This is a genomic window from Dietzia sp. B44, assembly GCF_014145245.1.
GTDB lineage: Bacteria > Actinomycetota > Actinomycetes > Mycobacteriales > Mycobacteriaceae > Dietzia > Dietzia natronolimnaea.
On sequence record NZ_JAALEF010000043.1, the window covers coordinates 1 to 6782 of the forward strand.

Sequence of the window (6782 nt, forward strand, 5' to 3'; positions counted from 1 at the left end):
GTGCGCCACCGTGGCGCGGTCGACCTCCGCCTCCGCGGCCCGGAGGAGCTCCCGGAACCGTGCGACGGTTCGTCCGGCCTCCTCGAGGCGCTCCACCTCCACCTCGACGGCGGCCAGCGAGGATCGCCTGGCGGAGTGGGCGGCGGAGTGGTGTGCGTGCTCGGTCACCGCGGCATCGAGTTCGGACAGCCCCGCCCTGGCGTCGTCCAGTGCCGTGCGTGCGTCCGCGAGCCGGGTCTCCGACCGCGCGAGCTCGCCGGTGGGCTCCCCGCGTCGTGCCGTCAGGTAGCGGTGACGTTCCTCCGCGACCCGGGTGACCAGTGTGTCGTCACCCGTGGGAGCGGCCCCGCCAGCCGCGGCGTCCAGGGCTCGCCGCAGCGACTCCATCCCCTTGCCCGCCTCCACCTGACCGATGGGTTCGTCCTGGGCGATACGCAGCGCTCTCCACAGGGACCTGTCCACCCGGCGGTCCAGGAGGTCCCGCACGTAGTCGTGGGCGTCGTCACCCGTCAGCGCCACCTTCGCGGACTCCGGGAACTCGAGCGACGTGCGCTTGCCGCGCACGAACTCCTTGCGGTACCGCATCCGCTCGCGGTCGATCGTGAACTCGGCCTCCACCACCACCGGGACGTCACGCCCCACAGGGCTCGCGGCCTTGATCTCCGCTCGGCCGGAGGAGGCCTTGTGTTCGAGGAGCATCTCGAGTGCATCCATGAGGCTCGTCTTGCCCGATTCGTTGGGGCCCTCGATCACGAAGACCCCGCGGGGGGGCACCTGCACCTCCTCCCGGTCGACGCCTCGGAAGTCCTCGATACACAGCCGGTGCAGGATCACCTCAGGCCTCCGTCCACGAGCCGGTACAGCAGACTGAGCGCATTGCCGGCGTCCTCCGAGTCCGATCCGTTCGACGCCGCCTTCTCCACGAGATCCTGAACCGCGCGCCCGGCATAGCCGTCCACGAGGTCGGTGAAGTCCGAATCCTCCGCGCGGACCACCAGGTGGGTGAGCCGCTCTCGCAGGTATGCGGCCGCGAACAGCTCCGCCCACGTCTCCAGGAGATCGTCGATCCTCGCACGCAGGGCCACCCCGACGGTCCCGGTGAGGCCCAGCTTGAGGACCGTCCTGGGTTTGTCCTCGATCGCCTCGATCCGCTCGGCGAGGGCGTCGAGGTCCGACTCGGTCTCGATCTCCGCGGTGATCGCGAGGAAGGACCACCGTCCGGTCCGGACGGGTGTCACCACACAGTCACCCCGGCCGCCGGTGGGGCTCCGCGTCCCGAGCTCGACGAGCAGAGCCTGACCGGACGCCCTCTCGACGTCGTCGAACGCCGTGGTCTCGGGGCTTCCCGAGAACCAGATCCTGTCGCCGGCACCGACACTGGTGACCGAGTGCCTGTCGCCGAGGGCCACGTAGTCCAGGTGTCCCGACCCGACGGCGCTCTCGAGCTCCGCGACGCGGATCGCCTCGACGGACGGCGAGTCACCGCCGTAGACCTCGTCGGTGCCACCGTGCGCGACGAGGATGCGCAGGGAGTCGGTCGGGCCCAGGTCGGCGAGCAACGCGGGGAGACGGGCGGGATCCGGGCGCTTGGAGGTCCACGGGACCCCCACCACCTCGACCCCGGGGCGTATCTCCACGGGCTCGGAGTCACAGATGACGGTGACGGCCCCGCCGTCCACGGCCGAGGAGAAGTCCCGGCACCTCAGTACCGACGACACGTCCAGCGGATCGTGGTTCCCGGGGAGGATCAGTACAGGTACCGGGAAGGCCGCGAGAACCTCCGCGGCACGGAGCACGACCGATCGGGGAACGGCGTTGTCCTCGAACGCGTCGCCCGCGACCACGACGAACTCGGCGCCGTGCTCGAGGGCGATGTCCCCCAGCGACGCCACCGCGGCGAGCCGGTCCGCCGTGTACACCGCCTGTGACTCGGTCCCGAGGAATCGCCGTGTCATCCCCAGCTGCCAGTCGGCCGAGTGGAGGAATCGGATCGTGTCGCCGTCCCGTCGCCTGTCCATGGCCGCATCGTAGGTGGGGGCTCCGACAGTGCTGCGGCGGGATTCGCCGACCGGGTGGATCACGGGCGCTGATCCCCCGGCCGATACCGGCTGAACGCGTCGAGGAAGTCCTCCAGGTCGGCCACCACCCGCAGTTGTTCGAGTGGATCCCCGGTCGCGGCCGCGGCGAGTCTCCTGGTGACCGGTGCGTCCAGGAGATCCTCCAGACCTGCCGGGGCGGTGGTGGGGACGGCGGGGAGAAGTGGATCCCGGCCCCACAGGCTCTCCTCCACGTCGAAGGCGACCGCGCCGACGTCCCCGTCCGCGGTCCCCCCCAGCACGGCGCCCACCGTCTCGGCCCTCAGTCCCCGGAGTGCGAACATCACCTCCGGGGTGGCGTCCCACCACTCCACGAGCACGTGGGCGGCGGACAGCACGTGTCGACACGGGCCCGGCTGGACCGGGCACCGGCACGAGTACCGGGTGGCGCCGTGGACCGCCGGGAGCAGGAGGAATCCGACCGTGTCGGAGAAATCCCCGGAGAGCGCGCCCAGCACTCCTCCCTCCTCGCGGCGGAGCGCCGTGCGGAGCGCGTCGGTGTCCGTGGCGTCGAGCGGGGCGAACTCGAACTCCACGGAGAACGGGTCCGGTTGACTGCCGTCGACGTCGCACCGCACGATGCGGCCGGAGTGCTCCAGGGAGAGCACCCTGCCGTTGCGCGCGTCCTTGCGGCCGAGGAACGCCTCGCCGCGGCTCACGCCGGATTCGAGGTCCGAGGACCACCGCCGACTCCACATGTGCGACCCGAACGGACCCGCCTTGGACCTGGTGGGGATCCCTCCTCTCCCGCTCACGTCTCGTCCGTCCCCTCGTCGGTCAGCGCGACGAGTGAGGCCAGATCGGCGTCTGTCAGTTCGGTGAGCACACCCGCGAGGGGGCCGAGCGTCAGATCCGCCAGCTCGCGCTTGGACTCGAGCAACTCGTCTATCCGGTCCTCCACCGTCCCGGGCGCCACGAGGTTCCGCACCTGAACCACCCGGGTCTGCCCGATCCTGTGGACGCGATCCGTCGCCTGGTTCTCCACCGCGGGATTCCACCACCGGTCCAGATGCACCACGTGATTGGCCTCGGTCAGCGTGAGCCCGGTCCCGCCCGCCCGGAGGGAGGCGAGCATCAGCGGTGGGCCGTCCGCGCTCTGGAACTCCTCGACCATCGAGGCCCGACCACCCGCGGTGACACCGCCGTGGAGGAACGGGACCCCGGTCGCCGCCCGGCGCTCCAACAGCGGGATGATCAGATCTCCGAAGGCACGGTACTGCGTGAACAACAGGACCTTCTCCCCCGCGTCGAGGATCTCGGTGAGGACCTCGTCCAGTGCCGCGAGCTTTCCGGACCGGTGTCGCCCACCCCGCAGCAGCGAGGACCCGTCGCCGAGATAGTGCGCAGGATGGTTGCACACCTGTTTGAGCGCGGTGAGACCGGACAGGATCGCACCCTTGCGGGCCGCACCCTCGGAGTCCCTGACCTGCTCCATCATGTCCTCGACGACCGCCTGGTACAGGGTCGCCTGTTCACGGGTCAGTGGTGAGTCGACCCTGATGTGTTGCTTGGCCGGCAGATCCGCGGCCACGAGCGGGTCCGACTTGAGTCGGCGCAGGACGAACGGGGCCGCCAGGGCACGCAGCCGGGTGGCCGCGGCCTCGTCTCGGTGCGATTCGATGGGGACCGCGAACCGGGCGCGGAAGGTACTGGCCGACCCGAGCAGCCCCGGGTTGGCGAAGTCGAACACCGCCCGTAGTTCGTCCAGCCTGTTCTCCACCGGGGTCCCGGTGAGCGCGATCCGGTGCCGCGCGGGGATCGATCTGATCGCCCGGGACACCGCGGTCGCCGGGTTCTTGACCGTCTGCGCCTCGTCCGCGACCAGACGCCGCCACCTCACCCCGGTGAGCAGGTCGACGTCACGAGCTGCGGTGCCGTATGAGGTCAGGACGAGGTCGGAGTCCGCCATCCTCTCGGCCGCGCCCTCACCTCGGTCCCGACCCTGTCCGTGATGGACGTGGACCCGGAGGTCCGGCGCGAACGTCGACGCCTCCCGGGCCCACGTGGCGACCAGGGTGAGCGGCGCCACCACCAGTGTCGGTCCGGACCTCCCGGCCGCGTGTTCGACCGCGGTGAGCGCGAGCACCTGCATCGTCTTGCCGAGACCCATGTCGTCGGCCAGGACCGCCCCGGTATCGGCCCGGGAGAGCGCCGAGAGCCACCTGACACCGTCCAGTTGGTACGGACGCAGGGTGGCCCGGAACCAGTCCGGGAGCACGACCGGGGACGACGACGAGGGGATCCAGTCGAGGGTGCCCGGCGACCGGACCTCGACTCCCTCCGCCTCCTCGGACATCAACGCCCCGACCAGAGCGGGTGCGGTCGTCCGCTGGCCACGCCTGGCGGCGAGGAAGCGGGCCGCCCGCCGGAGCGCACCCGGGTCCGCCCGGACCCACTGGCCGCGGAGCTTGACCAGGTCAGACGCGGCGTCGAGCAACATCCGGGCCTCGGTGGCGTCCAACGGGTTGTCGTCGACCACCAACTCCCAGTCGACGTCCGCCAGCTGTTCGAGGCCCAACCGGTGCCCCGAGTCCACCGACTCGGTCCCGGGCTCCTTGACGGCCAGCCTGACCGCTGTCCTGATCCTGGTCCAGGCCCTCGGCAGCAGGACCTCGACCCCGCGGCCCCGGAGTGCCTCCACCCCCTCGTCGACCAGGTCGACCACGAGATCGGTCGGCAGGAGCAGGTCGGGAACACCGGCCGCCTGGGTGGCCCGCGTCAGCGGCGGCCACGAACGGACGGCCCGGTCGACCACGTCGCGAACCGGTCCGTCCACGGAGGAGGTGTCGTCGAGGTCGGAGAACGGGCGGAGCGAATCGGCGCCCGTCCGGACCAACACCTGCAGCCGCCAGAGCACACCGGGATCCCGGGACCGCTCCCCCGGCGAGTCGTCAGCCGGGTCGTCGTCCACGGCGTGGCCAGGCGTCGCGGCGCGGTCCACCTCGGCGTCGTCGGAGGGTTCGACCACCCGGAACACCACCTCGACGTCCTTCGCGGCGGCCGCCCGGCCGAACTCCCGGACGGCATTGGCCAGGCCCTGACCGCCCGAGGTCACCTGACCACCGGTGACCAGTGCGTCACCGAGATCACTGTGGCGGTCTGCCGCCAGGGGTGCCAGCGCGGTGCGGGCGTGGTGGTCCGCCAGCTCGGACAGCAGCCGGACCAGCTCCTCGCGGGTGGCGACCAGCCCGTGGCTGCGCTGGAGGCTCTCGGTGGTCCACGCCCCGATCACCGGTGAGGCGACCAGATCCCAGGACGCCTCCCACGCCCCGTCCCTGCGGGTGAGACACGGGACCACGTGGCCCGCGGCCACGAGCGCCGCGACACCCGCGGACAAGGCGGAGAACGCCCGTAGTCCCGACCCGACCCACGTGTCCTCGGCCCCGAGGAGTCGACACAGGTCGATCGCGGCGCCGACGGAGATCCGGATCCCGGGCACCGTCGCCGATCTGGCCCTGCCGTCCACGACGGCACGGATGCCGATCCGGTGGGACAGCCTGTAGCCGGAGAGGAACTCCACCACCGCATCCGGGGCCCCGGCACGGCCCACGGCCGTCACCGCGGCAGCCGGCGCCACCGAGTGCGGTCGACGCAACCCCGTGTCGCACCACAACCCCACGACCCCGGACTGCCACACGGCGTGGAGACGGGGATCGGCGGACTGGGTCACGACGACATGTAAGCACGCCCGTCCGACACGGCACTCCGGTGCGGTGCCGGGCCGGGGCCCCGACGGCCCTTCCACACCCCGGTTACCCACACCCCCGGCTCCTCCACAGGCCCGGGACCGGGACCACCGTCTGACGGCCTCCGGGGGCGTGGGGCCACCCATAATCGCCCCGTGACCGACCACGTGCCCGCCGGACCCCGACCCGGGGCATCCGGGCGGGTCGTCCCCCCGGTCGGCCCCAGGGCACTCGGCCTCACGCTGGCGATCGTGGCGGCGATCTGCGGCGTCATGTGGTGGGGCGACCCGCGGGCCTCGGCCCCCGGCAGCCCCGGACAGGACCTCGTCGAGCCCCTTCTCGAGCGGGTCGACGTGGTCCCCGAGCGGGTCACGGTGCCCGGGTACGAGCGGGCGTGTTCCGGGGCGTCGGCGTGCGTGTTCGGTCCGGCCTGGAGCGACGCGACGGGAGCACCGGGTTCGGGGAACGGCTGCTCGACGCGCCACGACGTGCTGGCCCGAGACCTCCGGGGGGCCACGCCGGAAGCCGCGTCGGGGTGCTCCGTCGACGGCGGGATCCTGGTGGATCCCTACACCGGCCGGGTGGTCGATGTCGGGGCCTCCGGTCTCCGGGGGATCCACGTGGATCACGTGTTCCCCCTCTCCGCGGCATGGGACCTCGGAGCGTGGAGTTGGTCAGCCGAGCGGCGCGCCGCGTTCGCCAACGACGTCGACCGCAACCTCCTCGCGGTGACCGGGTCCGTGAACAGCAGGAAGAGCGACCTGACGCCGGAGGAGTGGATCCCCCCGGACCCCGGCAGGCACTGCTTCTACGCGGCCCGATACCTCACCGCGGCCGTCTCGTACGGCCTTCCGGTGACTCAGGGCGACCTGGAGGTACTGCAGGAGGCGGTACGCCGCTGCCCTCCCGGCCGGTGACGGTGGGAGGGCAGCGGCGTGGACCCGCCCGGGTCGGGACCAGGCCGGGTCAGTACCGGTCCGACCCGCCTCCCGAGCGGCCG

General features: G+C 72.0%; 5 protein-coding genes. 1 reads left to right on the top strand and 4 read right to left on the bottom strand.

The window, feature by feature from the left end; all coding sequences use genetic code 11:
* The 4 genes from G6017_RS01825 to G6017_RS01840 form a co-directional block, all read right to left on the bottom strand.
* Positions 1-834: AAA family ATPase (locus G6017_RS01825; RefSeq protein WP_182615631.1), on the bottom strand; the 834-nt coding region annotated here is incomplete at its 3' end.
* On the bottom strand, positions 831-2018 hold the full coding sequence (locus tag G6017_RS01830; protein WP_179525567.1) for a metallophosphoesterase family protein: 1188 nt from the start codon (positions 2016-2018) through the stop codon (positions 831-833). The genes G6017_RS01830 and G6017_RS01825, both read right to left, overlap by 4 nt.
* A 59-nt stretch (positions 2019-2077) precedes the next feature.
* Positions 2078-2851: a hypothetical protein gene (locus tag G6017_RS01835; RefSeq protein WP_259848322.1), complete on the bottom strand. Its 774-nt coding sequence runs from the start codon at positions 2849-2851 to the stop codon at positions 2078-2080.
* Positions 2848-5766, bottom strand: coding sequence for an SNF2-related protein (locus tag G6017_RS01840; protein ID WP_182615633.1), 2919 nt, complete (start codon positions 5764-5766; stop codon positions 2848-2850). The genes G6017_RS01835 and G6017_RS01840 overlap by 4 nt, the downstream gene beginning before the upstream one ends.
* Positions 5767-5937: 171 nt before the next feature.
* On the opposite strand from G6017_RS01840, the gene G6017_RS01845 reads away from it, so the two are divergent.
* Positions 5938-6699, top strand: a complete 762-nt coding sequence (locus G6017_RS01845) for a GmrSD restriction endonuclease domain-containing protein (RefSeq protein WP_182615634.1) — start codon at positions 5938-5940, stop codon at positions 6697-6699.
* Positions 6700-6782: the final 83 nt, after the last annotated feature.